Here is a 25,847-nt window from a genome sequence, read left to right as displayed (position 1 = left end):
ATTTTTTCAATAGGTTACACATGAATCCTGATATTCCTCTGCAACTCTTGGGCGGCATCACGGCACGGGAGTTCCTGCGCGACTACTGGCAGAAAAAACCGCTGCTGATCCGTCAGGCGATTCCTGACTTCCAAAACCCGATTGATGCCGACGAACTGGCCGGCCTGGCCCTGGAAGAAGAAATCGAATCGCGCCTGGTCATCGAGCACGGCGAACGTCCCTGGGAATTGCGTCGCGGCCCGTTTGCCGAAGATGAATTCAGCAAACTGCCGGAGCGCGAATGGACCCTGCTGGTACAGGCTGTCGATCAGTTCGTACCCGAAGTCAATGAACTGCTGGAGAACTTCCGCTTCCTGCCGAGCTGGCGCATTGACGATGTGATGATCAGCTTCGCCGCCCCCGGTGGCAGCGTCGGTCCGCATTTCGACAATTACGATGTGTTCCTGCTGCAGGGTCATGGCAAGCGCAACTGGAAAATCGGCCAGATGTGCGACTCCGAGAGCCCGCTGCTGCAACACGCTGACCTGCGCATCCTCGCCGACTTCGAAGCCACCGACGAGTGGACCCTGGAACCGGGCGACATGCTCTACCTGCCGCCGCGCCTGGCCCACTGCGGCGTGGCCGTGGATGACTGCATGACTTACTCGGTGGGCTTTCGTGCGCCGAGCGCTGCCGAAGTGCTGACCCACTTCACCGACTTCCTCAGCCAGTTCCTGCCGGATGAAGAACGCTACACCGACGCCGATGCACGCCCGGTGGCCGACCCGCATCAAATCCAGCACGACGCCCTCGATCGCCTCAAGGGCCTGCTGGCCGAGCACATGAGCGACGAGCGCCTGCTGCTGACCTGGTTCGGCCAGTTCATGACCGAGCCTCGCTACCCGGAACTGGTGGTAGGCCCGGAAATGGAAGAAGATGACTTGCTGGCCGGCCTGGAACAGGGCGCAGTGATCATCCGCAACCCAAGCGCCCGCCTGGCCTGGTCGGAAGTCGATGACGACCTGCTGCTGTTCGCCAGCGGCCAAAGCCGCTACCTGCCCGGCAAGCTGCGCGACCTGCTGAAAATGATCTGCGCCGCCGACGCCCTGCACAGCGAAAACCTCGGCCCATGGTTGGACGACGAAGACGGTCGCGGCCTGATCTGCGAGCTGGTCAAACAAGGCAGCCTGGGGTTCGCTGATGAATAGAATCCACGTTCGTGTCGCAGACTGGCAAAAGGATAACGCCGAGATCCGGCGCATTCGTGAAACCGTGTTCATTGCCGAGCAATCCGTCCCGCCCGAGCTGGAATGGGACGCCGACGACCAGGGCGCGGTGCACTTTCTGGCCTTCGAAGGCGACTTCCCCATCGGCACCGCCCGCCTGCTGACTGACGGCCATATCGGTCGCGTCTCGGTGCTCAAGGACTGGCGGGGCCTGAAGGTGGGCGATGCATTGATGCATGCACTGATCGCCGAAGCCGAGAAGCGTGGACTCAAACAGCAGATGCTCAGCGCCCAGGTGCATGCCACGCCGTTCTACGAGCGACTGGGTTTTGCCGTGGTCAGCGAGGAGTTCCTGGAAGCCGGGATTCCTCATGTGGACATGGTGCGGCACTCGGCCTGAACCTCTGTGACGAGGTGATTTATCCCCGCTGGGTGTAGGAGCTGGCGAAGCCTGCGATCTTTTGATCTTGATCTTTCGCTCCAGACTCAATTGTCTGAGACAAGATCGCAGCCTCGCTTCACTCGACAGCTCCTACGCGGCTTACCCCAGCGGGGCGGGGCGACGTTTCGCTAAATCCCCTCGCCACAAAAGCATCCTGCAACACCCCAAAAACGCCCCGCCATCCTTCGATGCCGGGGCGTTTTGCCGTCTAACATTCAACTTGCCCCACCCCAGGCCGACAAACTGGCAATATCAAGCCTTTGTCTCGCGGAGAAATGGACATGTCCTTACGCACCCTGCTCGCCACCCTGCTGCTCGCCTGCAGCCTGTCGGTGATGGCCGCTACTGAAATCGTCCCGCTGAACTACCGAACCAGCGCCGACCTGTTGCCGGTGGCGCAGAATTTCATCGGCAAGGACGGCCAGGTCAGCGCCTATGGCAACCAACTGATCGTCAACGCCGAGCCCGGGAAAATCGAGGAGCTCAAGGCATTTCTCGGCCAACTGGACACCGCCCCCAAGCGCCTGCTGATCACGGTCGACACCAACGAGAACAACTTGCAGGGCGACCAAGGCTATTCGATCAACGGCGCCGCTCCCAGCCAGACCCGCATCATCAACCGCAGCACCGCCAGCCGCGAAGGCGGCGTGCAGCAGGTACAAGCCAGCGAAGGTCAGCCGGCGCTGATTCAGGTCGGCCAGAGCGTGCCGCTCACCAGCACCCAGACCGATACCTACGGCCGCCTGCAAAGCCAGACCGAATACCGCAACGTCACCCAGGGCTTTTATGTCACGGCCAGCGTCACCGGCGAGACCGTTCATCTGAACATCAGTACCAACCGTGACCGCATGAGCCAGGAACGTCCCGATGTAGTGAACGTTCAAAGTACCGACACAACGGTCAGCGGTCGCCTGGGTGAATGGATCACCCTGGCCGGCGTCAATCGCCAGACACAGGCCGATAAACAGGGCCTGAGCCGCAGCTACTCGACCCAGGGCCGGGACGACATGATTTTGCGGGTTAAGGTGGATACCCTGAACTGAAGCACCAAAAACTGACTGACGAGTCGTATTAGACCAAAGATGTAGTGCCATAAAAAAAGCACTACAAAACGTTTGACGAGCCAAAAAACCGAAGGCATGATGGCCTCGCTCCCGCTAATCAGGGGCCCTGGCAAGGGCCTTCGGGTCGACGCTTGCAACTACCCTGCGAGCCGATTCGTGTCTGTACCGCCCACAAGGTGTGTTTGACGAGGTTGCGACTGGAACGAAGTTGTCCCGAGGGACGGAAGCGTAACTAGGTAACCCGGCATCACTCTGAGTTCGCATAAAGGCCCACGACGCCCGAATGCGCCCGCAGTTCGCCTCTACCTGCTCACTTTTCCCCTCGAGCCCATCGTTCATCCCGTCGCCTCCCCGTCTGAACCGACTTGACCGTCCAACCCCTGGTCGGCAGGAGCAGGAATTTTCCACCCCAGACCTATGCGACGAGGTTTATCTCCATGGCACTGACACGCGAACAGCAAATTGCAGCCCTTGAAAAAGACTGGGCTGAAAACCCGCGCTGGAAAGGCGTGAAGCGCAATTACTCCGCTGCTGACGTCGTCCGTCTGCGTGGCTCGGTTCAACCTGAGCACACCTTTGCGAAAATGGGCGCCGAAAAACTGTGGAACCTGGTCACCCAGGGCGCCAAGCCAGCCTTCCGTCCCGAGAAAGATTTCGTCAACTGCATGGGCGCCCTGACCGGCGGCCAGGCTGTACAGCAAGTCAAGGCCGGTATCCAGGCGATCTACCTGTCGGGCTGGCAAGTGGCTGCGGACAACAACTCCGCCGAGTCGATGTACCCGGACCAGTCGCTGTACCCGGTGGATTCGGTTCCAACCGTGGTCAAGCGCATCAACAACTCGTTCCGTCGTGCCGACCAGATCCAGTGGAAAGCCGGCAAGAACCCGGGCGACGAAGGCTACATCGACTACTTCGCGCCAATCGTGGCCGACGCTGAAGCCGGTTTCGGCGGCGTACTGAACGCCTACGAGCTGATGAAGAGCATGATCGAAGCAGGCGCCGCCGGCGTTCACTTCGAAGACCAACTGGCTTCGGTGAAAAAATGCGGCCACATGGGCGGCAAAGTATTGGTGCCGACCCAGGAAGCCGTACAGAAACTCACCGCTGCCCGCCTGGCCGCCGACGTTGCTGGTGTACCGACCATCATCCTGGCCCGTACCGACGCCAACGCCGCTGACCTGCTGACCTCCGACTGCGACCCGTACGATCAGCCGTTCGTGACCGGTACCCGCACCCAGGAAGGTTTCTACAAGGTTCGCGCCGGTCTCGACCAAGCGATCGCCCGTGGCCTGGCCTACGCGCCGTACGCCGACCTGATCTGGTGCGAAACCGCCAAGCCGGACCTGGACGAGGCGCGTCGCTTCGCCGAAGCGATCAAGAAGGAATACCCGGACCAACTGCTGTCGTACAACTGCTCGCCTTCCTTCAACTGGAAGAAAAACCTGGACGACGCGACCATCGCCAAGTTCCAGCGCGAACTGTCCGCCATGGGCTACAAGCACCAGTTCATCACCCTGGCCGGCATTCACAACATGTGGCACAGCATGTTCAACCTGGCGCACGACTACGCCCGCAACGACATGACCGCCTACGTGAAGCTGCAAGAGCAGGAATTCGCTGACGCCGCCAAGGGCTACACCTTCGTGGCTCACCAGCAAGAAGTGGGCACCGGCTACTTCGACGACATGACCACCGTGATCCAGGGCGGCACCTCCTCGGTCACCGCACTGACCGGCTCCACCGAAGAAGAGCAGTTCCACTGATCTTCGGCTTACTTGAGTAAACGGCCCTTGCGGACCGAATAAAAGCTAACCGCAAAGCCGACGATCTGACGCCCCGACTGGTTCGGGGCTTTTTTTCGCCTATGCTCTGCGAGACAAGACACTTCATGAGCAAGCCCGTGGGAGCAAGACCAGGAGCAAGGCTAGGAGCAAGCGTGTGGGAACAAGCCTGTGGGAGCAAGGCTTGCCCGCGATGAACGATAACGCTGTCCGCCTGGAAAGATCCCGTCGTCGGCATCGCGAGCAAGCTTTGCTCCCACAGGGGCATTTCCATACACAAATCTACGAACCGACAAAAAAATTGATCGAACGCAGTATCAGGCAGTCTGAAAAAGAGTAAAACGGCCGGCGCTGACAACTGCAGTTAACGAGCATGTAAGAAGAGTTCTCAGCCACTGCGCCGCAGTATTGTTCAGAAGCAACGCCAAACAATAACAATTATCATTTAGATGGAGCTTCCCTTGTTACAGCCTGCACGAAATATTATTGCTGAATAAAAGGCCAATGCCCGCCTGGCCGGGGCCGCGGGGGTCTGGAGGTACGCTATGTCCTTATTCCAATAAATAATTTCGCTATAGGAATTTTACTTGCCCGGTGTTTAGCCATAAAATCACCGCGATTGATTGCTGCGACATATCGTCACTGCGTTATTTCTTTTCAAGCTCAGAGACCTTTGCTCTCTGTTAAGGATTTCCAGCATGCCCGAAGCGACAGGACTCATGGCCCACAACTGGGGCTTTGCCATTTTCCTTCTGGGCGTTGTCGGCCTGTGTGCCTTCATGCTCGGCGTGTCGAGCCTGCTCGGGTCAAAAGCCTGGGGCCGCAGCAAAAATGAACCGTTCGAGTCCGGCATGCTGCCTACCGGTGGCGCCCGCTTACGGCTCTCAGCCAAATTCTATCTGGTCGCGATGCTCTTCGTGATCTTCGATATCGAAGCCCTCTTTCTCTTTGCATGGTCTGTGTCCGTCCGCGAAAGCGGCTGGACCGGATTCGTCGAAGCTCTCGTTTTCATAGCAATTCTGTTGGCAGGTCTTGTCTACCTTTGGCGGGTGGGGGCTCTTGATTGGGCTCCGGAAGGTCGTCGTAAGCGGCAAGCGAAGCTGAAACAATGAGGCTTTGGCAATGCAATACAATCTCACCAGGATCGACCCCGATGCTCCTAACGAGCAGTATCCGATTGGCGAGCGGGAAACCGTTGCCGATCCGTTAGAAGATCAAGTTCACAAAAACATCTTCATGGGCAAGCTCGAAGACGTGCTGAACAGCACGGTCAACTGGGGTCGCAAGAACTCCCTGTGGCCGTACAACTTCGGCCTTTCGTGCTGCTACGTGGAAATGACCACCGCCTTCACGGCGCCCCACGACATCGCGCGCTTTGGCGCCGAGGTGATCCGGGCATCGCCGCGCCAGGCGGATTTCATGGTTATTGCCGGGACCTGCTTCATCAAGATGGCGCCGATCATCCAGCGTCTCTACGAGCAAATGCTCGAACCAAAGTGGGTTATCTCCATGGGTTCGTGCGCCAACTCCGGTGGCATGTACGACATCTACTCCGTCGTTCAAGGGGTGGACAAGTTCCTGCCCGTGGACGTCTACGTGCCTGGCTGCCCGCCTCGCCCTGAAGCTTTCCTGCAAGGCTTGATGCTGTTGCAGGAGTCGATTGGCCAGGAGCGTCGCCCTCTGTCCTGGGTCGTTGGTGATCAAGGCGTCTATCGCGCCGAGATGCCATCGCAAAAGGAACAGCGGCGCGAACAGCGTATCGCAGTCACCAACCTGCGCAGCCCCGACGAAGTCTGATCCAGCTCTGCTCTGCATAAGAAACGAGAACCTGGCTTCATTCTTTACGTTGACCGAAAGCGATAAATAACCATGACTACAGGCAGTGCTCTGTACATCCCGCCTTACAAGGCAGACGACCAGGATGTGGTCGTCGAACTGAACAACCGTTTTGGCCCCGAGGCGTTCACCGCCCAGCCGACCCGCACCGGCATGCCGGTGCTTTGGGTTGCCCGCGCCAAACTCGTCGAAGTCCTGACGTTCCTGCGCAACCTGCCCAAGCCGTACGTCATGCTCTATGACCTGCATGGGGTGGACGAGCGTCTGCGCACCAAGCGTCAAGGGCTGCCCGACGGCGTCGATTTCACCGTGTTCTATCACCTGATGTCGATCGAACGTAATAGTGACGTGATGATCAAGGTCGCCTTGTCCGAGAGCGACCTCAGCGTGCCGACCGTGACCGGTATCTGGCCGAACGCCAACTGGTACGAACGTGAAGTGTGGGACATGTTCGGGATCGATTTCCCCGGCCACCCGCACCTGACGCGCATCATGATGCCGCCGACCTGGGAAGGTCACCCGCTGCGCAAGGACTTCCCGGCCCGCGCCACCGAGTTCGATCCGTTCAGCCTGTCCCTGGCCAAGCAACAGCTCGAGGAAGAAGCCGCGCGCTTCAAGCCGGAAGACTGGGGCATGAAACGCTCCGGGGCGAACGAGGACTACATGTTCCTCAACCTGGGCCCGAACCACCCTTCGGCCCACGGTGCATTCCGCATCATCCTGCAGCTGGACGGCGAAGAGATCGTCGACTGCGTCCCGGACATCGGTTACCACCACCGTGGCGCCGAGAAAATGGGCGAGCGCCAGTCCTGGCACAGCTACATTCCCTACACCGACCGCATCGATTACCTCGGCGGCGTGATGAACAACCTGCCGTACGTGCTTTCGGTCGAGAAACTGGCCGGGATCAAGGTGCCGGAAAAGGTCGACGTCATCCGCATCATGATGGCCGAGTTCTTCCGGATCACCAGCCACCTACTGTTCCTGGGCACCTACATCCAGGACGTTGGCGCCATGACCCCGGTGTTCTTCACCTTCACCGACCGCCAGAAGGCCTACACGGTGATCGAAGCCATCACCGGTTTCCGCCTGCACCCGGCCTGGTACCGCATCGGTGGCGTTGCCCACGACCTGCCGCGGGGCTGGGAAAAGCTGGTCAAGGAATTCGTCGAGTGGATGCCCAAGCGCCTGGACGAATACACCAAGGCCGCCTTGCAGAACAGCATCCTCAAGGGCCGTACCATCGGGGTCGCCGCCTACAACACCAAAGAGGCCCTGGAATGGGGCGTCACCGGTGCCGGCCTGCGTTCCACCGGTTGCGACTTCGACCTGCGCAAGGCGCGCCCTTACTCCGGCTACGAAAACTTCGAATTCGAAGTACCGCTGGCAGTCAACGGTGATGCCTACGACCGTTGCATGGTTCGCGTCGAGGAGATGCGCCAGAGCATCAAGATCATCGACCAGTGCATGCGCAACATGCCGGAAGGCCCGTACAAGGCGGATCACCCGCTGACCACGCCGCCACCCAAAGAGCGCACGCTGCAACACATCGAGACCCTGATCACGCACTTCCTGCAGGTTTCGTGGGGCCCGGTCATGCCGGCCAACGAATCCTTCCAGATGATCGAAGCGACCAAGGGCATCAACAGTTATTACCTGACGAGCGACGGCGGCACCATGAGCTACCGCACCCGGATTCGCACCCCAAGCTTCCCACACCTGCAGCAGATCCCTTCGGTGATCAAAGGCAGCATGGTCGCGGATATGATTGCGTACCTGGGTAGTATCGATTTCGTTATGGCCGACGTGGACCGCTAAGCATGAATAGCACGCTTATCCAGACAGACCGTTTCGCCCTGAGCGAAACCGAGCGCTCGGCCATCGAGCACGAGCTGCATCACTATGAAGACCCGCGCGCGGCGTCGATCGAAGCCCTGAAGATCGTCCAGAAGGAACGTGGCTGGGTGCCTGATGGCGCGCTCTACGCCATCGGCGAGATCCTCGGCATCCCGGCCAGCGACGTCGAAGGCGTCGCCACCTTCTACAGCCAGATCTTCCGCCAGCCAGTGGGCCGCCACATCATTCGCGTGTGCGACAGCATGGTCTGCTACATCGGCGGCCACGAGTCCGTGGTCGACGAGATCCAGAACAAGCTGGGCATCGGCCTGGGCCAGACCACCGCAGACGGGCGCTTTACCCTGCTGCCGGTGTGCTGCCTGGGTAACTGCGACAAGGCCCCGGCGCTGATGATCGACGACGACACCTTCGGTGACGTCCAGCCTGACGGCGTCGCCAAACTGCTGGAGGGCTACGTATGACCCTGACTTCCTTCGGGCCCGCCAACCGCATCCAGCGTTCGGCCGAAACCCATCCCCTGACCTGGCGTCTGCGTGACGACGGCGAAGCGGTATGGCTGGACGAATACCAGGCCAAGAATGGCTACGCCGCCGCGCGCAAGGCATTCAGCGACATGGCCCAGGACGACATCGTCCAGACCGTCAAAGACTCCGGCCTCAAGGGTCGCGGCGGTGCGGGCTTCCCCACTGGCGTGAAGTGGGGCCTGATGCCCAAGGACGAGTCCATCAACATCCGCTACCTGTTGTGCAACGCGGATGAAATGGAGCCCAACACCTGGAAAGACCGCATGCTGATGGAGCAACTGCCCCATCTGCTGATCGAAGGCATGCTGATCAGCGCCCGTGCGCTGAAAACCTACCGTGGCTACATCTTCCTGCGCGGCGAATACACCACCGCCGCCAAGCACCTGAACCGTGCCGTGGAAGAAGCCAAGGCCGCCGGTCTTCTGGGCAAGAACATCCTGGGCTCGGGCTTTGATTTCGAGCTGTTCGTCCACACCGGCGCCGGGCGCTACATCTGCGGGGAAGAAACCGCGCTGATCAACTCCCTGGAAGGCCGCCGCGCCAACCCGCGCTCCAAGCCGCCCTTCCCCGCTGCTGTGGGCGTGTGGGGCAAGCCGACCTGCGTGAACAACGTCGAGACCTTGTGCAACGTGCCGGCGATCATTGCCGACGGCGTGGACTGGTACAAATCCCTGGCCCGCGACGGCAGTGAAGACATGGGCACCAAGCTCATGGGTTTCTCCGGCAAGGTCAAGAACCCTGGCCTGTGGGAACTGCCATTCGGCGTCACCGGCCGCGAGCTGTTTGAAGACTACGCCGGCGGCATGCGCGACGGCTACAAGCTCAAGTGCTGGCAACCCGGCGGCGCCGGTACCGGTTTCCTGTTGCCCGAACACCTGGACGCACAAATGTACGCCGGCGGCATCGCCAAGGTCGGCACCCGTATGGGTACGGGCCTGGCCATGGCGGTGGACGACAGCGTCAACATGGTTTCTTTGCTGCGCAACATGGAAGAGTTCTTCTCCCGTGAATCGTGCGGTTTCTGCACGCCGTGCCGCGATGGTCTGCCGTGGAGCGTCAAGCTGCTGCGCGCCATTGAAAACGGCGAAGGCCAGGCCGGCGACATCGAGACCCTGCTGGGTCTGGTGGGTTTCCTCGGCCCGGGCAAGACCTTCTGTGCTCATGCACCGGGTGCCGTGGAGCCGTTGGGCAGCGCGATCAAATACTTCCGCCCTGAATTCGAGGCCGGCATCGCGCCAACGCGCGCAGGTGATCTCAATCAGGTGGTCACGCCGACCATGGTCGGCGCGTAACGACGCTTTAAAAGGCGAAGGGTCCGTGCCCTTCGCCTTTCGTCCGATGACGCCTTTGAAGGCTGTTTGGATTCGGACGAATAACAAGATTCCATTAGCCACGCCCGCTGACACCGGGCCAACGAAGAACTTTGAACCATGGCCACTATCCACGTAGACGGCAAAGAGCTCGAAGTCGATGGCGCAGACAACCTGTTACAGGCGTGTCTGTCGCTGGGCCTCGACATCCCTTATTTCTGCTGGCACCCCGCCCTTGGCAGCGTTGGCGCTTGTCGCCAGTGCGCGGTCAAGCAGTACACCGACGAAAACGACAAGCGTGGTCGGATCGTCATGTCCTGCATGACCCCTGCCACCGACGGCAGCTGGATCTCCATCGACGACGAAGAAGCGAAAGTGTTTCGCGCCAGCGTCGTCGAATGGCTGATGACCAACCACCCCCACGACTGTCCGGTCTGTGAGGAAGGCGGTCACTGCCACCTGCAAGACATGACCGTGATGACCGGCCACAACGAGCGCCGTTATCGCTTCACCAAGCGCACCCACCAGAACCAGCAACTGGGGCCGTTCATCTCCCACGAGATGAACCGCTGCATCGCCTGCTACCGCTGCGTGCGTTTCTACAAGGACTACGCCGGCGGCACCGACCTGGGCGTGTTCGGCGCCCACGACAACGTGTACTTCGGTCGCGTTGAAGACGGCACCCTGGAAAGCGAGTTCTCCGGCAACCTCACCGAGGTCTGCCCGACCGGTGTGTTCACCGACAAGACTCACTCCGAGCGCTACAACCGCAAGTGGGACATGCAGTTCTCGCCGAGCATCTGCCATGGCTGCTCCAGCGGTTGCAACATTTCCCCGGGCGAGCGCTATGGCGAACTGCGCCGCATCGAAAACCGCTTCAACGGCTCGGTGAACCAGTACTTCCTGTGCGACCGTGGCCGTTTCGGCTATGGCTACGTCAACCGCGCCGATCGCCCGCGTCAGCCACAGCTGGCGGGCGGCGCCAAGCTGAGCCTGGACGAAGCACTGGATAAAGCCGCCGACCTGCTGCGCGGTCGCAACATCGTCGGTATCGGCTCGCCACGGGCCAGCCTGGAAAGCAACTACGCGCTGCGAGAACTGGTCGGTGCCGAGCACTTCTACAGTGGCATCGAAGCCGGCGAGCTGGAACGCATCCGCCTGGTGCTGCAAGTGCTCAAGGACAGCCCGCTGCCCGTGCCGACGATGCGTGACATCGAAGACCACGACGCCGTGTTCGTCCTCGGCGAAGACCTGACCCAGACGGCCGCGCGCATGGCCCTGGCCCTGCGCCAGTCGGTCAAGGGCAAGGCCGAAGACATGGCCGACGCCATGCGCGTGCAGCCATGGCTCGACGCGGCCGTGAAGAACATCGGCCAGGACGCACTGAACCCGCTGTTCATTGCCAGCCTGGCTGAAACCAAGCTCGACGACGTCGCCGAAGAATGCGTCCACGCCGCTCCGGATGACCTGGCGCGCATCGGTTTTGCCGTGGCCCACGCCCTGGACGCCAGCGCCCCGGCCGTCGAAGGCCTGGACAGCGAAGCGTCCGCGCTGGCCCAGCGCATCGCCGACGCCCTGCTCGCCGCCAAGCGCCCATTGATCATCGCCGGCACCTCGTTGGGTTCCAAGGCTCTGATCGAAGCTGCGGCCAACATCGCCAAGGCGCTGAAGCTGCGCGAGAAGAACGGCTCCATCAGCCTGATCGTGCCGGAGGCCAACAGCCTCGGCTTGGCCATGCTCGGTGGCGAGTCGCTGGACGCGGCCCTGCAAGCGGTGATCGACGGCAGCGCCGATGCCATCGTGGTGCTGGAAAACGACCTGTACACCCGCACCGACAAAGCCCGGGTAGACGCCGCCCTGAATGCCGCGAAAGTACTGATCGTCGCCGACCATCAGAAAACCGCCACCGCCGACCGTGCCCACCTGGTGCTGCCGGCGGCGAGCTTCGCCGAAGGCGACGGTACCCTAGTCAGCCAGGAAGGTCGCGCCCAGCGCTTCTTCCAGGTGTTCGACCCGACGTACCTGGACGCCGCCATCCTGGTTCACGAAGGCTGGCGCTGGCTGCATGCCCTGCGCGCCACCCTGCTGAACCAGCCGATCGACTGGACGCAACTGGACCATGTCACCGCCGCCGTCGCTTCGAGCAGCCCGCAACTGGCTCGCATCGTCGATGCCGCGCCATCGGCCGCGTTCCGCATCAAAGGCCTGAAACTGGCTCGCGAACCGCTGCGTTACTCCGGTCGCACCGCCATGCGCGCTGACATCAGCGTCCACGAGCCACGCACCTCCCAGGATAACGACACCGCGTTCTCGTTCTCCATGGAAGGCTACTCGGGTTCGACCGAACCGCGCTCGCAAGTGCCGTTCGCCTGGTCGCCGGGCTGGAACTCGCCACAGGCCTGGAACAAGTTCCAGGACGAAGTCGGCGGTCACCTGCGTGCCGGTGACCCGGGCACTCGCCTGATCGAAAGCCAGAGCGATGGCCTGAGCTGGTTCGCCAGCGTGCCACGCGCCTTCAACCCGGCACCGGGCACCTGGCAGGTCGTACCGTTCCATCACCTGTTCGGCAGTGAAGAGAACTCTTCCAAAGCCGCGCCGGTTCAGGAACGTATCCCGACCGCCTACGTGTCGCTGGCCAAGTCCGAAGCCGATCGCCTGGGCGTCAACGACGGTGCCCTGTTGAGCCTGAACGTGGCGGGCCAGACCTTGCGTCTGCCGCTGCGCATCAATGAAGAACTGGGCGCCGGCCTGGTGGCCCTGCCGGCCGGCCTGGCGGGTATTCCACCGGCGATATTCGGCAAAACCGTCGACGGTCTGCAGGAGGCAGCGCAATGAGCTGGTTTACCCCTGAAGTGATCGACGTGATCCTGACGGTTCTCAAAGCCATCGTGATTCTGCTGGCCGTGGTGGTCTGCGGTGCGCTGCTGAGCTTCGTCGAACGTCGCCTGCTGGGCTGGTGGCAGGACCGTTACGGTCCGAACCGCGTCGGCCCGTTCGGCATGTTCCAGATCGCCGCCGACATGATCAAGATGTTCTTCAAGGAAGACTGGACGCCGCCGTTTGCCGACAAGGTGATCTTCACCCTGGCACCGGTCGTGGCCATGAGCGCCTTGCTGATCGCCTTCGCGATCATTCCGATCACCCCGACCTGGGGCGTGGCGGACCTGAACATCGGCCTGCTGTTCTTCTTCGCCATGGCGGGTCTGTCGGTGTACGCGGTGCTGTTCGCCGGCTGGTCGAGCAACAACAAGTTCGCCCTTCTGGGCAGCCTGCGGGCCTCGGCCCAGACCGTGTCCTACGAAGTGTTCATGGGCCTGGCGCTCATGGGCGTCGTGGTCCAGGCCGGCTCGTTCAACATGCGCGACATCGTCGAGTACCAGGCCCAGAACCTGTGGTTCATCATTCCGCAGTTCTTCGGTTTCTGTACCTTCTTCGTGGCCGGCGTGGCCGTGACTCACCGTCACCCCTTCGACCAACCGGAAGCGGAACAGGAGCTGGCCGACGGTTACCACATCGAATATGCCGGCATGAAATGGGGCATGTTTTTCGTCGGTGAATACATCGGCATCATCCTGATCTCGGCGCTGCTGGTGACGTTGTTCTTCGGTGGCTGGCACGGTCCGTTCGGCATCCTGCCGCAACTGTCCTTCGTCTGGTTTGCCCTGAAGACCGCGTTCTTCATCATGCTGTTCGTCCTGCTGCGCGCCTCGATCCCGCGCCCGCGCTACGACCAGGTGATGGACTTCAGCTGGAAATTCTGCCTGCCGCTGACCCTGATCAATTTGCTGGTGACCGCTGCGATCGTGTTGATGAACACGCCTGCGGCCGCGGTTCAGTGAGGATTTGACCCATGTTCAAATATATTGGCGACATCGTTAAGGGTACCGGTACCCAACTGCGAAGCCTGGTCATGATCTTCGGCCATGGCTTTCGCAAGCGCGACACCCTGCAATACCCTGAAGAAGCGGTCTACCTGCCGCCGCGTTATCGCGGCCGCATCGTCCTGACCCGCGACCCCGACGGCGAAGAACGCTGCGTGGCCTGCAACCTGTGCGCCGTAGCGTGCCCGGTGGGCTGCATCTCGTTGCAGAAAGCCGAAACCGAAGACGGTCGCTGGTACCCGGACTTCTTCCGTATCAACTTCTCGCGCTGCATTTTCTGCGGCCTCTGCGAGGAAGCGTGCCCGACCACCGCGATCCAGCTCACGCCGGACTTCGAAATGGCCGAGTTCAAACGTCAGGACCTGGTGTACGAGAAAGAAGATCTGCTGATTTCCGGTCCCGGTAAAAACCCTGATTACAACTTCTATCGTGTTGCAGGTATGGCCATTGCCGGTAAGCCAAAAGGCGCCGCGCAAAATGAAGCCGAACCGATCAACGTGAAGAGCTTGCTGCCTTAAGGAAGAAAGATGGAATTCGCTTTCTATTTCGCATCGGGTATCGCGGTGGTCTCCACGCTTCGAGTGGTCACCAACACCAACCCCGTGCACGCCCTGCTCTACCTGATCATCTCGCTGATCGCCGTGGCCATGACCTTCTTCAGCCTCGGCGCGCCGTTTGCCGGCGCGCTGGAAGTGATCGCCTACGCCGGCGCCATCATGGTGCTGTTCGTGTTCGTGGTGATGATGCTGAACCTGGGCCCGGCCTCGGTGCAGCAAGAACGCTCCTGGCTCAAGCCGGGCATCTGGGCGGGCCCGGTGATTCTCGCCGCGCTGCTGCTGGGTGAATTGCTGTATGTGCTGTTCGCTCACCAGAGCGGCCAGGCCATCGGCCACACCACCGTAGACGCCAAGGCCGTGGGCATCAGCCTGTTCGGCCCGTACCTGCTGGTGGTCGAACTCGCCTCGATGCTGCTGCTTGCCGCAGCCGTCACGGCATTCCATTTGGGCCGTAACGAGGCGAAGGAGTAATCACATGCCTGCTATCCCTCTCGAGCATGGTCTGGCGGTTGCCGGCATCCTGTTCTGCCTCGGTCTGGTCGGCCTGATGGTCCGCCGCAACATTCTGTTCGTGCTGATGAGCCTGGAGGTCATGATGAATGCCTCCGCCCTGGCCTTCATCGTCGCGGGCGCTCGCTGGGCGCAACCGGATGGACAAGTCATGTTCATCCTGGTGATCAGCCTGGCAGCCGCTGAGGCCAGTATCGGCCTGGCGATTCTGTTGCAGCTGTATCGCCGCTTCCACACTCTCGATATCGACGCTGCCAGCGAGATGCGCGGATGAACCTACTCTTTCTGACTTTCGTATTTCCCCTCATCGGTTTCCTGCTCCTGTCGTTCTCTCGTGGACGCTGGTCGGAGAACCTTTCGGCGCTGGTTGGCGTGGGGTCCATCGGCCTGTCTGCCCTCGTCACGGCCTACGTGATCTGGCAGTTCAACGTCGCCCCGCCTGAAGGTGGCGCGTACGTGCAGGTGCTGTGGCAGTGGATGGCGGTGGAAGGCTTCACGCCGAACTTCGCCCTGTACCTGGATGGCCTGTCGGTGACCATGCTGGGCGTGGTGGTCGGCGTGGGTTTCCTGATCCACCTGTTCGCCTCCTGGTACATGCGTGGTGAAGCCGGTTACTCGCGCTTCTTTGCCTACACCAACCTGTTCATCGCCAGCATGCTGTTCCTGGTGCTCGGCGATAACCTGCTGTTCCTGTACTTCGGCTGGGAAGGCGTGGGCCTGTGCTCGTACCTGTTGATCGGTTTCTACTACAGCAACCGCAACAACGGTAACGCGGCGCTCAAGGCGTTCATCGTGACCCGGATCGGCGACGTGTTCATGGCCATCGGCCTGTTCATCCTGTTCCAGCAACTGGGCACGCTGAACATCCAGGAACTGCTGGTACGTGCGCCCGAGCACTTCCAGGCTGGCGACTTCTGGATCGTCCTGGCGACCCTGATGCTGCTGGGCGGCGCTGTCGGTAAATCCGCGCAACTGCCGCTGCAGACCTGGCTGGCGGATGCGATGGCTGGTCCTACCCCGGTTTCGGCACTGATCCACGCCGCGACCATGGTGACCGCCGGTGTCTACCTGATCGCCCGTACCCACGGTCTGTTCGCCCTGGCGCCGGACATCCTGCACCTGGTCGGCATCGTCGGCGGTGTGACCCTGGTGCTGGCCGGTTTCGCCGCCCTGGTCCAGACCGACATCAAGCGTATCCTCGCCTACTCGACCATGAGCCAGATCGGCTACATGTTCCTGGCGTTGGGCGTCGGTGCCTGGGAAGGCGCGATCTTCCACCTGATGACCCACGCCTTCTTCAAGGCGCTGCTGTTCCTTGCTTCCGGTGCGGTGATCGTGGCCTGCCACCACGAGCAGAACATCTTCAAGATGGGCGGCCTGTGGAAAAAACTGCCGCTGGCCTACGCCAGTTTCATCGTCGGCGGCGCGGCCCTGGCGGCCCTGCCACTGGTCACCGCCGGTTTCTACTCCAAGGACGAGATCCTCTGGGAAGCGTTCGCCAGCGGTAACCAGGGCCTGCTCTATGCCGGCCTGGTCGGTGCGTTCATGACCTCGCTGTACACCTTCCGCCTGATCTTCATCGCGTTCCACGGTGAAGCCAAGACCGAAGCCCACGCCGGCCATGGTATTGCCCACTGGCTGCCACTGTCGGTGCTGATCGTGCTGTCGACCTTCATCGGCGCCCTGATCACGCCACCGCTGGCCGATGTGCTGCCGCAGAGCGTCGGCCATGCCGGCGGCGAAGCCAAGCACAGCCTGGAAATCGCCTCGGGCGCTATCGCCCTGGCAGGTATCCTGCTGGCCGCCCTGCTGTTCCTGGGCAAGCGTCGTTTCGCCACGGCGGTCGCCAACAGCGGCATCGGGCGCTTCCTTTCGGCCTGGTGGTTCGCTGCCTGGGGCTTCGACTGGATCTACGACAAACTGTTCGTCAAGCCATACCTTGCGATCAGCCACATTCTGCGCAAAGACCCGCTCGACCAGACCATTGGCCTGATCCCGCGCATGGCCAAGGGCGGCCACACTGCCCTGAGCCGTACCGAGACCGGTCAACTGCGTTGGTATGCGGCTTCCATGGCGGCTGGCGCCGTGCTGGTTATCGGCGCCATCGTGCTGGTAGCGGTCTGATATGAACCTTGCGAACTTGCGAAAGGAAACGAGCCCGTCATGATTCTGCCCTGGCTAATCCTGATCCCCTTCATCGGCGGCCTGCTGTGCTGGATGGCGGAGCGTTCAAGCTCCACCCTCCCGCGCTGGATTGCGTTGCTGACCATGTCCCTGGAACTCGCGCTCGGCCTCTGGCTCTGGGCGACCGGCGACTATTCATTTGCTCCGGCCCCTGGCGCCGATCCTACCTGGGCGCTTGAGTTCAAGCACATCTGGATCGAACGCTTCGGCATCAGCGTGCACCTGGCCCTGGACGGCCTGTCGCTGCTGATGATCCTGCTGACCGGCCTGCTGGGTATCCTCTCGGTCCTGTGCTCCTGGAAAGAGATCCAGCGTCACGTCGGTTTCTTCCACCTGAACCTGATGTGGATCCTGGGCGGCGTGATCGGCGTGTTCCTGGCGCTGGACCTGTTCATGTTCTTCTTCTTCTGGGAAATGATGCTGGTGCCGATGTACTTCCTCATCGCGCTCTGGGGTCACAGTTCTTCGGACGGCAAGAAAACCCGGATCTACGCGGCGACCAAGTTCTTCATCTTCACCCAGGCTTCCGGCCTGATCATGCTGGTGGCGATCCTTGGTCTGGTGCTGGTCAACTTCAACAACACCGGCGTGATTACCTTCAACTACGCCGACCTGTTGAAAGTAGAGATGTCACGCACCACCGAGTACGTGCTGATGCTGGGTTTCTTCATCGCCTTCGCGGTGAAGCTGCCGGTGGTACCGTTCCACTCCTGGCTGCCGGACGCCCACGCCCAGGCACCGACCGCAGGTTCCGTGGACCTGGCCGGTATCTTGCTCAAGACCGCCGCCTACGGCCTGCTGCGCTTCGCCCTGCCGCTGTTCCCCAATGCCTCGGCCGAGTTCGCGCCGATTGCCATGACCCTGGGCCTGATCGGGATTTTCTACGGTGCGTTCCTGGCGTTCGCCCAGACCGACATCAAGCGCCTGATCGCGTTCTCCAGCGTTTCGCACATGGGCTTCGTGCTGATCGGGATCTACTCCGGTAGCCAGTTGGCCCTGCAAGGCGCAGTGATCCAGATGTTGGCCCACGGCCTGTCGGCTGCGGCGCTGTTTATCCTCAGCGGCCAGTTGTATGAGCGCCTGCACACTCGGGACATGCGTGAAATGGGCGGCATCTGGTCGCGCATCGCTTACCTGCCGGCCATCAGCCTGTTCTTCGCCGCGGCGTCCCTGGGCCTGCCGGGCACCGGTAACTTCGTCGGCGAGTTCCTGATCCTGATCGGCACGTTCGCCAGCGCTCCATGGATCACCGCCATCGCCACCTCTGGTCTGGTGTTCGGTTCGGTCTACTCGCTGATCATGATCCACCGCGCCTACTTTGGCCCGACCAAGTCGGACGAAGTGCTGCGTGGCATGGACGGTCGCGAACTGATCATGGTGCTCGGCCTTGCGGTGCTGCTGGTTTACCTCGGCGTTTTCCCGCAACCGTTCCTCGACACCTCTGCCGCCACCATGCATGGCGTGCAGCAGTGGCTCGGCACCGCCTTCTCTCAACTCGCTTCGGCCCGGTAAGAGCGCTATGGAATTCACGATTCAACACTTTATCGCGCTTGCGCCGCTGTTGATCACCAGCGCCACGATCATCGTGGTGATGCTGGCGATCGCCTGGCGGCGCAATCACTCACAGACCTTCCTGCTGTCGGTGGCGGGGCTGAACCTGGCCCTGCTGTCGATTTTGCCGGCCCTGAAAGTCGCGCCGCTGGCGGTCACCCCGCTGATACAAATCGACAGCTTCGCCTGCCTCTACATGGCGCTGATCCTGGTCGCCACCCTCGCCTGCGTCACCCTCGCCCACGCCTACCTCGGCGATGGCGGTTCGGGTTACCCGGGCAACCGCGAAGAACTGTACCTGCTGATCCTGATGGCCGCCGCCGGTGGCCTGGTCCTGGTCAGCGCGCAGCACCTGGCCAGCCTGTTCATCGGCCTGGAGCTGCTGTCGGTGCCGGTCTACGGTCTGGTGGCCTATGCCTTCTTCAACAAGCGCTCCCTGGAAGCCGGCATCAAGTACATGGTGCTGTCGGCCGCCGGTTCCGCGTTCCTGTTGTTCGGCATGGCCCTGCTCTACGCCGAGGCGGGCACCCTGAGCTTCGTCGGCATCGGCCAGGCCCTGGCGGCCACCGGCCTGCCTAGCCCGATCGCGCAACTGGGCCTGGGCATGATGCTGATCGGCCTGGCGTTCAAGCTGTCGCTGGTGCCTTTCCACCTCTGGACCCCGGACGTCTACGAAGGCGCCCCGGCGCCAGTGGCGGCGTTCCTGGCCACCGCGTCGAAAGTCGCCGTGTTCGCGGTGATGGTGCGGCTGTTCCAGATCTCGCCAGTGGCCAGCAGCGGTGTGCTGAATAACGTACTGACCATCATCGCCATCGCCTCGATCCTGTTCGGTAACCTGCTGGCGCTGACCCAGAGCAACCTCAAGCGTCTGCTGGGTTACTCGTCCATCGCCCACTTCGGTTACCTGCTGATCGCCCTGATCGCCAGCAAAGGCCTGGCGGTGGAAGCCATCGGCGTGTACCTGGTCACCTACGTGATCACCAGCCTTGGCGCGTTCGGCGTGATCACCCTGATGTCCTCGCCGTACAACGGCCGCGACGCTGACGCCCTGTACGAATACCGCGGCCTGTTCTGGCGCCGTCCGTACCTGACCGCCGTGCTGACCGTGATGATGCTGTCCCTGGCCGGCATCCCGCTGACCGCCGGCTTCATCGGCAAGTTCTACATCATCGCCACCGGTGTCGAGGCTCACCAATGGTGGCTGGTCGGTTCCCTGGTGCTGGGCAGTGCCATCGGCGTGTTCTACTACCTGCGCGTGATGGTCACCCTGTACCTGATGGAGCCGAACCTGCGTCGCCACGATGCCGAGCTGCACTGGGAACAGAAGGCAGGCGGCGTGATGCTGCTGGCCATCGCCGTACTGGCGTTCTTCCTCGGTGTGTACCCGCAACCGTTGCTGACCCTGGTACAGCAGGCCGGCCTGACGGGTTGATCGCCCGAACGGTGTAGCCATCAAAAATGCCCGTATCGCCTGATACGGGCATTTTTTTTGGCTGTAGAAGTTGCCTGCGCCGGGCTATCCTGAGGCGCTTGAGCATAGACGACTCCAAGGGGAAAGGGTTTGGCCATGGACATCGAATGCGTGGTGGTGGGCGCTGGCGTGGTCGGGCTCGCCGTGGCTCGGGAAATGGCCCAGGCCGGTCACGAAGTGCTGTTGATCGAAGCCGGCGAAGCCATCGGCATGGGCACCAGCTCGCGCAACTCCGAAGTCATCCATGCCGGCATTTATTACCCTCCGGGGAGCCTCAAGGCGCAACTGTGTGTCGAGGGTCGGCAGCGGTTGTACGCGTATTGCGAGAGTCACGGGGTCGCGACCCACAGGCTTGGCAAATTGATCGTTGCCACGGATCAGGTTCAGGTGCAGGGGCTCAAGGCCTTGCTTGAGCGAGGCTTGAAGAACGGTGTGGACGACCTGCGTCTGCTCGATCAGAAACAGGCGCTGGCGCTGGAACCGGCCCTGGCGTGCGTGGCCGCGCTGTATTCGCCTTCCACCGGTATCGTCGACGCGCATGCGCTGATGCTGGCTTTGCAGGGGGATGCCGAAGCAGCCGGTGCCGACATCGTATTCCACACGCCCATGCTGAGCGCGCAGACCATCGCCGGTGGTTTCCTGCTGCACTTGGGTGGCACTGCGCAGATGAGTGTGTCCTGCCGCCAACTGATCAACGCCGCCGGCCTCCAGGCGCCCGCCCTCGCCCGCCGCATCGAAGGCCTGGCGCCGCACTCGGTGCCCCACGCTTACTTGTGCAAGGGCAACTACTTCAGCCTGACCGGACGCGCGCCTTTTCGGCATCTGATCTACCCCGCTCCGGAAGCTGCCGGCCTGGGCATCCACATGACCCTGGACCTGGCGGGCCAGGCCCGTTTTGGTCCGGACACCGAGTGGCTCGAACGCGAGGACTACCGCGTGGACCCGGCCCGGGCCGAGGCCTTTTACCCGGCGATTCGCAATTATTGGCCTGGCTTGCCGGACCAAAGCCTGCAACCGGGCTACAGCGGCATCCGTCCGAAAATTTCCGGCCCCAACGAGCCTGCCCAGGACTTCCTCATCAGCAGCGCCGCCGAGCATCAGGTCCCGGGGCTGATCAATCTGTTCGGGATCGAATCGCCAGGGCTGACCTCCTGCCTGGCGCTTGCCGGGCGGGTGCGGCAACTGATCGTCTAGCGATTGGGGCAGCGCAAAGTGCAATGCATTTTTTCATGCCCTCATGCAGCCTGCACGATGAACAAAAGTCAGGCTCATACAACTGACTGTTTTTAAACGACTTTGCAAAAATATTCGGCTGGCACGACTGATGCAATTTCTATGTGACGCGGCGTCGGCGCTTGAAGCCGGCCCGCACCCGTGAATTGCCAGGAGCTACCTATGAACGCCATCGACCTGTTGAAAGCCGACCATGAACGCGTCAAGGCCATCCTTGCCCAGCTGAGCGAATCAACCAGCCGTGGCATCAAGAAACGCACCGATCTGTTGGCGAAACTGGAAATGGAAATCTCCATTCATACCCGACTGGAAGAAGAGATTCTTTATCCGGCCTACAAGCAGGCCGGCGGCAAGGAGCAGGCCGAGATGTACTACGAAGCCAAGGAAGAACATCGCACCGTCGACTCGCTGGTGCTGCCGGACCTGAAGAATACCGATCCGTCCACGCCGGAGTTCGCTGGCCGGGTGAAAGTGGTCAAAGAGTTGCTTGAGCACCATATCGAAGAGGAAGAAACCGAGATGTTTCCTCAAGCCAAAAAGCTGCTGGGCAAAGCGACGCTGGAGTCGTTGGGCGAGCAGATGGAAGCCATGAAGGCGCAGTACAAAAAAGAAATGAGCAGCTCCAGCCTGGCCGCCTGATCAGGCACTGCCGATGCGTTCAGCCGTTTGCCACGGCTGAACGCAGCCGGGCAGCTCACTGCATCTGTTCGCGCAAAAACTCCACCAGCGCCTGCACCGGGCGTGAACTTTGCCGATGTTGCGGATAGACCGCCGACAGCGCCAACGCCTCTGTCTCGAAGCCTTCGAGCACCTTGATCAATCGACCGTCCGTCAACGCCTCCCCGACAATGAACGTCGGCAGATACGTGATGCCCATGCCGGCGACCGCCGCATCCCTGAGCAAATCGCCGTTATTGGCACGCATGCGCCCGGCGACCTCCAGGGTCAGCGGTTTGCTGCCTCCACCGAATCGCCATTGCACCTGACGGCTATGCCCATAAGGCAGGCAATCGTGAGTGCGCAGGTCTTCAGGCCGTTCGGGCGTACCGCGTCGCGCCAGGTAGGCGGGGCTGGCGCAGTACACCCGCTCAATGGTCGCGATGCGCCGGGCGATCAATGTCGAGTCCTCCAGCACGCCAATGCGCAGCGCGATGTCGTAGCCTTCCCCCAGCAAGTCAACCGAGCGATCACTCAAATCCACCTCGACACTCACCTCCTGATAGCGCTGCAAGAATAACGGTAACAGGCTGCCCAGGTGCGCGACCGCGAACGACAGCGGTGCGCTGAGACGAATGGTGCCGCGAGGCTCGCTGGTCTGGCCGCTGATGCCCTGCTCCACCTGTTCGACTTCACTGAGCAGGCGCAGCGCCGCTTCGTGATAGCGCTGGCCCAGGGGCGTTACATCCAGCCGGCGTGTCGAGCGATTGAGCAAACGCACACCCAGCCGCTGTTCCAGCGCCATGAGCTTGCGGCTGACGAACTGCTTGGACAGCCCCAGTTTGTCCGCCGCCGCGGTGAAACTGCCCGACTCCATGACCTGGGCAAAAATGCGCATTTCTTCGAAGGGATTCATTGTCATTCCAGCGGTGGACAGTCGGGATGTTCTGTTGGGTATTGTGGATGGGGTAAGACAGGTTGCATAGAGGGTGAAGGTGCCGCTGTCATCGCGAGCAAGCTTTGCTCCCACGGGTCCGCGTTGCGCCAACGATCCTGTGTGGGAGCAAAGCTTGCTCGCGATAACGGCGGACCAGCTTGCCGAGCAGTAGGTGCCCTGCACAAAAACGCCCGCACAAGGCGGGCGTCATCCAGCTGCAACCACCCAGCTTACTTGGCGGTCAGCGCCGAATAGCTGTTCATCAGGTTGCGATAGTTCGGAATACGCTGGGACAGCAGGTTGCCCAGGCCTTCGATGTCGTTGCGCCAGTCGCGGTGCAGCTCACAGGCCACCGAGAACCAGTTCATCATCTGCGCGCCGGCAGCGGTCATGCGTACCCAGGCCGCCTGTTGCACGGTTTCGTTGAACGTACCCGAAGCGTCGGTGACGACGAACACGTCGAAACCTTCGGCCAACGCCGACAGCGTCGGGAATGCCACGCAGACGTCGGTGACCACGCCAGCGATGATCAGTTGCTTGCGGCCGGTGGCCTTGATCGCCTTGACGAAGTCTTCATTGTCCCAGGCATTGATTTGGCCTGGGCGCGGGATGTACGGCGCGTCCGGGAACATTTCCTTGAGCTCCGGCACGATCGGGCCGTTGGGGCCTTGTTCGAAACTGGTGGTCAGGATGGTTGGCAGCTCGAAGAACTTCGCCAGGTCAGCCAGGGCCAACACGTTGTTCTTGAACTCGTTGGGCGAGAAGTCCTGGACCAGTGAAATCAGGCCAGTCTGGTGATCGACCAGCAGAACGACCGCGTCGTCCTTGTTCAGGCGGTTGTAGGCGGGAACGTTGCTCATGGGATGACTCCTTTGGGATGGATGTATTGAAAAACAATGTGGGAGCGAGCCTGCTCGCGATGACGGTGTGTCAGCTTGCGGCGATGTCGGATTTGCCGACGCCTTCGCGAGCAGGCTCGCTCCCACAGGGGAGAATCGGTGTGTCAGTCAGAAGGCAAAGCAGGAGCAGCCAAACGCGCCCCAGAAGCCCTGGAAATCGCTGACCGGAACGTTCGACAATCGCGCGCGCTCATGGCTGTGGGAATGCACCACACATGGGCCGCTGCACTGGTGGACTTGCGCCTGCAACGGTGAGGTCGGGCGCCAGTGGCCGGGGACCTTGACCACCGGTGACCAGTCGGGGAGTACCGGCACGCTGGCGGGGCCGAGCTTTTCGAAGTCGCCGGCGGCATACACCACCTTGCCGTCGACCACCGTCAGCACCGACTCGATCCACTTGATGGCTTCTTCCTCGACGCTGAAAAAGTCCGCGCTCAGGGCCGCCAGGTCCGCCAGTTGGCCGACCTTGATCTGGCCTTTCTTGCCCTGCTCCGACGAGAACCAGGCGCTGCCGTGGGTGAACAGTTCCAACGCGGTCAGGCGCGGCAGGCCCTCTTCGTGTAGCGCCAGGCCGCCGACGGTGCGCCCGCTGACCATCCAGTACAACGAAGTCCAGGGGTTGTAGCTCGACACCCGGGTGGCGTCGGTGCCGGCACCCACTGGCACGCCTTCGGCCAGCATGCGTTTGATCGGCGGCGTGGCCTCAGCGGCCTTGGCACCGTAACGGTCGACGAAATATTCACCCTGGAAGGCCATGCGGTCCTGGATCGCGATGCCGCCGCCCAGCGCTCGAACCCGTTCGATGTTCTTCGGTGTGATGGTTTCGGCGTGGTCGAAGAACCACGGCAGGCCATTGAACGGAATGTCGCGATTGACCTTCTCGAACACATCGAGCATGCGGCTGATGGATTCGTCATAGGTGGCATGCAGGCGGAACGGCCAGCGCTGCTCCACCAGATGCCGAACCACCGGTTCCAGGTCTTGTTCCATGCCCGGCGGCAGGTCCGGACGCGGCTCCAGGAAGTCTTCAAAATCCGCCGCCGAAAACACCAGCATTTCACCGGCGCCGTTGTGCCGCAGGAAATCATCGCCCTGGTGCAACTTGACGCTGCCGGTCCAGTTCTTGAAGTCGGTGAGCTCTTCCTTGGGCTTCTGAGTGAACAGGTTGTAGGCGATGCGCACCGTCAACTGCTGCTCACGCGCCAGCTGCTCGATCACCGCGTAATCATCCGGGTAATTCTGGAAGCCACCGCCGGCGTCGATGGCGCTGGTCAGGCCCAGGCGATTGAGTTCACGCATGAACTGGCGCGTGGAATTGACCTGGTACTCCAAAGGCAGCTTCGGCCCCTTGGCCAAGGTCGAATAAAGGATCATTGCGTTGGGCCGCGCCACCAGCATCCCGGTGGGCTCACCCTTGCTGTCGCGCACGATCTCGCCGCCCGGCGGGTTTGGCGTGTCTCGGGTGTAGCCGGCCACTCGTAGCGCCGCGCGGTTGAGCAAGGCACGGTCATACAGGTGCAACACGAACACCGGGGTGTCGGGGGCGGCCTGGTTGAGTTCTTCCAGGGTTGGCATGCGTTTTTCGGCAAACTGGAATTCGTTCCAGCCCCCCACCACCCGCACCCATTGTGGCGTCGGCGTGCGGTCGGCCTGGTCCTTGAGCATGCGCAAGGCATCGGCCAGGGACGGCACGCCTTCCCAGCGCAGCTCCAGGTTGTAGTTCAGGCCACCGCGGATCAGGTGCAAGTGCGAGTCGTTGAGCCCGGGGATGACGGTGCGGCCCTTGAGATCGACAATCTGGGTGCCGCTGCCGCGCAGGGCCATGGCCTCGGCGTCGGTCCCTACCGCGACAAAGCGCCCCTGGCTGATGGCGACCGCACTGGCGCGGGGTTTTTCACGGTCGACCGTATGGAACTGGCCATTGAATAGAATCAGATCGGCGTTCATC

Annotated in this window: 22 protein-coding genes; 19 read left to right on the top strand and 3 right to left on the bottom strand. The window is 61.6% G+C overall.

The features are described 5' to 3' along the window. Positions 1 to 20 precede the first annotated feature (20 nt). The 19 genes from MA884_RS02965 (at position 21) to MA884_RS02875 (ending at position 22,045) form a co-directional block, all read left to right on the top strand. Positions 21 to 1,187: a cupin domain-containing protein gene (locus MA884_RS02965; protein ID WP_256228944.1), complete on the top strand. Its 1,167-nt coding sequence runs from the start codon at positions 21 to 23 to the stop codon at positions 1,185 to 1,187. Next, positions 1,180 to 1,605 (top strand): GNAT family N-acetyltransferase, encoded by a 426-nt coding sequence (locus MA884_RS02960; RefSeq protein ID WP_256228943.1) that lies wholly within the window; start codon positions 1,180 to 1,182, stop codon positions 1,603 to 1,605. The genes MA884_RS02965 and MA884_RS02960 overlap by 8 nt, the downstream gene beginning before the upstream one ends. Before the next feature lie 323 nt (positions 1,606 to 1,928). Then, positions 1,929 to 2,690: a secretin N-terminal domain-containing protein gene (locus MA884_RS02955; RefSeq protein WP_256228942.1), complete on the top strand. Its 762-nt coding sequence runs from the start codon at positions 1,929 to 1,931 to the stop codon at positions 2,688 to 2,690. 458 nt (positions 2,691 to 3,148) lie between these two features. Beyond that, a complete protein-coding gene (aceA, locus tag MA884_RS02950) occupies positions 3,149 to 4,474 on the top strand; it encodes an isocitrate lyase (RefSeq protein WP_014337679.1) in 1,326 nt (441 codons plus the stop codon). A 716-nt stretch (positions 4,475 to 5,190) separates the two neighbouring features. Continuing rightward, complete coding sequence (locus tag MA884_RS02945; RefSeq protein ID WP_011062185.1) at positions 5,191 to 5,604, top strand: NADH-quinone oxidoreductase subunit A; 414 nt, start codon at positions 5,191 to 5,193, stop codon at positions 5,602 to 5,604. A 10-nt stretch (positions 5,605 to 5,614) separates the two neighbouring features. Next, positions 5,615 to 6,289 carry an NADH-quinone oxidoreductase subunit B family protein gene (locus MA884_RS02940; protein ID WP_003180065.1) on the top strand — a complete coding sequence of 225 codons (675 nt, stop codon included), beginning with the start codon at positions 5,615 to 5,617 and terminating at the stop codon, positions 6,287 to 6,289. Positions 6,290 to 6,361: 72 nt separating this feature from the next. Continuing rightward, a complete protein-coding gene (gene nuoC, locus MA884_RS02935; protein WP_256228941.1) occupies positions 6,362 to 8,146 on the top strand; it encodes an NADH-quinone oxidoreductase subunit C/D in 1,785 nt (594 codons plus the stop codon). Positions 8,147 to 8,148: 2 nt separating this feature from the next. Continuing rightward, positions 8,149 to 8,646: an NADH-quinone oxidoreductase subunit NuoE gene (gene nuoE, locus MA884_RS02930; protein WP_256228940.1), complete on the top strand. Its 498-nt coding sequence runs from the start codon at positions 8,149 to 8,151 to the stop codon at positions 8,644 to 8,646. Beyond that, on the top strand, positions 8,643 to 10,001 hold the full coding sequence (gene nuoF / locus MA884_RS02925; RefSeq protein WP_256228939.1) for an NADH-quinone oxidoreductase subunit NuoF: 1,359 nt from the start codon (positions 8,643 to 8,645) through the stop codon (positions 9,999 to 10,001). Before nuoE ends, nuoF begins: the two co-directional genes overlap by 4 nt. Before the next feature lie 138 nt (positions 10,002 to 10,139). Continuing rightward, positions 10,140 to 12,854: an NADH-quinone oxidoreductase subunit NuoG gene (nuoG, locus tag MA884_RS02920; RefSeq protein WP_256228938.1), complete on the top strand. Its 2,715-nt coding sequence runs from the start codon at positions 10,140 to 10,142 to the stop codon at positions 12,852 to 12,854. Beyond that, complete coding sequence (gene nuoH / locus MA884_RS02915; RefSeq protein WP_047227737.1) at positions 12,851 to 13,858, top strand: NADH-quinone oxidoreductase subunit NuoH; 1,008 nt, start codon at positions 12,851 to 12,853, stop codon at positions 13,856 to 13,858. Before nuoG ends, nuoH begins: the two co-directional genes overlap by 4 nt. Positions 13,859 to 13,869: 11 nt before the next feature. Then, positions 13,870 to 14,418, top strand: a complete 549-nt coding sequence (gene nuoI, locus MA884_RS02910) for an NADH-quinone oxidoreductase subunit NuoI (protein ID WP_047227738.1) — start codon at positions 13,870 to 13,872, stop codon at positions 14,416 to 14,418. A gap of 9 nt (positions 14,419 to 14,427) precedes the next feature. After that, positions 14,428 to 14,928: an NADH-quinone oxidoreductase subunit J gene (gene nuoJ / locus MA884_RS02905; RefSeq protein ID WP_047227739.1), complete on the top strand. Its 501-nt coding sequence runs from the start codon at positions 14,428 to 14,430 to the stop codon at positions 14,926 to 14,928. Positions 14,929 to 14,932: 4 nt separating this feature from the next. Next, positions 14,933 to 15,241 (top strand): NADH-quinone oxidoreductase subunit NuoK, encoded by a 309-nt coding sequence (gene nuoK, locus MA884_RS02900; RefSeq protein ID WP_044463936.1) that lies wholly within the window; start codon positions 14,933 to 14,935, stop codon positions 15,239 to 15,241. Next, positions 15,238 to 17,091 (top strand): NADH-quinone oxidoreductase subunit L, encoded by a 1,854-nt coding sequence (gene nuoL, locus MA884_RS02895; RefSeq protein ID WP_256228936.1) that lies wholly within the window; start codon positions 15,238 to 15,240, stop codon positions 17,089 to 17,091. The genes nuoK and nuoL overlap by 4 nt, the downstream gene beginning before the upstream one ends. Before the next feature lie 39 nt (positions 17,092 to 17,130). Beyond that, positions 17,131 to 18,663: an NADH-quinone oxidoreductase subunit M gene (gene nuoM / locus MA884_RS02890; protein ID WP_256228934.1), complete on the top strand. Its 1,533-nt coding sequence runs from the start codon at positions 17,131 to 17,133 to the stop codon at positions 18,661 to 18,663. A 7-nt stretch (positions 18,664 to 18,670) separates the two neighbouring features. Then, positions 18,671 to 20,134 carry an NADH-quinone oxidoreductase subunit NuoN gene (nuoN, locus tag MA884_RS02885; protein WP_256228933.1) on the top strand — a complete coding sequence of 488 codons (1,464 nt, stop codon included), beginning with the start codon at positions 18,671 to 18,673 and terminating at the stop codon, positions 20,132 to 20,134. A 129-nt stretch (positions 20,135 to 20,263) separates the two neighbouring features. Continuing rightward, the gene (locus tag MA884_RS02880; RefSeq protein ID WP_256228932.1) at positions 20,264 to 21,367 is read left to right on the top strand and encodes an NAD(P)/FAD-dependent oxidoreductase; all 1,104 of its coding nucleotides are present in this window, start codon (positions 20,264 to 20,266) and stop codon (positions 21,365 to 21,367) included. Positions 21,368 to 21,568: 201 nt separating this feature from the next. Then, positions 21,569 to 22,045, top strand: coding sequence for a hemerythrin domain-containing protein (locus tag MA884_RS02875; RefSeq protein ID WP_047227744.1), 477 nt, complete (start codon positions 21,569 to 21,571; stop codon positions 22,043 to 22,045). Positions 22,046 to 22,100: 55 nt separating this feature from the next. Here MA884_RS02875 and MA884_RS02870 read toward each other — a convergent pair whose 3' ends face one another. The 3 genes from MA884_RS02870 to MA884_RS02860 form a co-directional block, all read right to left on the bottom strand. Continuing rightward, positions 22,101 to 22,979: a LysR family transcriptional regulator gene (locus MA884_RS02870; protein WP_256228929.1), complete on the bottom strand. Its 879-nt coding sequence runs from the start codon at positions 22,977 to 22,979 to the stop codon at positions 22,101 to 22,103. 251 nt (positions 22,980 to 23,230) lie between these two features. After that, positions 23,231 to 23,860 (bottom strand): isochorismate family cysteine hydrolase YcaC, encoded by a 630-nt coding sequence (ycaC, locus tag MA884_RS02865; protein ID WP_014337664.1) that lies wholly within the window; start codon positions 23,858 to 23,860, stop codon positions 23,231 to 23,233. A gap of 147 nt (positions 23,861 to 24,007) precedes the next feature. Continuing rightward, on the bottom strand, positions 24,008 to 25,846 hold the full coding sequence (locus MA884_RS02860; protein WP_256228928.1) for an amidohydrolase: 1,839 nt from the start codon (positions 25,844 to 25,846) through the stop codon (positions 24,008 to 24,010). Position 25,847: the final 1 nt, after the last annotated feature.

The organism is Pseudomonas sp. Q11 (assembly GCF_024494355.1).
GTDB classification, from domain to species: Bacteria; Pseudomonadota; Gammaproteobacteria; order Pseudomonadales; family Pseudomonadaceae; genus Aquipseudomonas; species Aquipseudomonas hefeiensis.
This window is presented reverse-complemented; position numbering and strand designations above follow the sequence as displayed.